Origin of the sequence: Paraburkholderia sp. RL17-381-BIF-C (genome assembly GCF_046026435.1) — a bacterium.
Taxonomy (GTDB): Bacteria; Pseudomonadota; Gammaproteobacteria; order Burkholderiales; family Burkholderiaceae; genus Paraburkholderia.
The window spans coordinates 1-651 of record NZ_JARESX010000213.1 but is presented as its reverse complement, the minus strand read 5'-3'; the positions used below and the strand labels follow the sequence as shown (position 1 = coordinate 651).

Below are 651 nucleotides of genomic sequence, written 5' to 3'. Positions count from 1 at the left end.
TGGCCGACTCATCGGCAACGGGTACGGACGCAGTCGCCATTGGTGGCAATGCATCGGCATCGGCGGCTAACTCTGTCGCACTCGGTTCGAACTCGACGACCACGGCAAACCTGTCGGCAGCGGGTTACAACCCGGGCACGGCAACACTGACGGGCACGGCATTGGCAGCCAATGGTGAAGTCTCGGTAGGCGCTGCAGGCAAGGAACGCCGCATCACGAACGTCGCAGCCGGTTCGGCCGCAACGGACGCGGTGAACGTCAGCCAGTTGCAGTCGGAAGACGCGAAGGTCAACACGATCAACAACAACGTGACCAACCTGAGCAACAACGTCACGAACATCGCGGGCAACGTCACCAACATCAGCAACACGGTGAACAACATCACCAACGGTGGCAACGGCATCAAGTACTTCCACGCGAACTCGTCGCTGGCGGATTCATCGGCAACGGGCACCAATAGCCTGGCAGCCGGCCCGGCGGCGTTGGCGGCCGCCACGGACGCAGTCGCACTGGGTAACGGCGCGAAAGCGTCCAACGCTGGCGCAGTAGCACTAGGCGCAGGTTCGACGACCACAACGGCGGTCGCCACCTCCGGCACGACGATCGGCGGCATCACCTACACGTTTGCAGGCATGGCTCCGTCGAGCACGG

General features: G+C 63.1%; 1 pseudogene. It reads left to right on the top strand.

The window, feature by feature from the left end:
* Positions 1-651, top strand: a pseudogene (locus P0D70_RS36740) (adhesin); the annotation flags it as partial.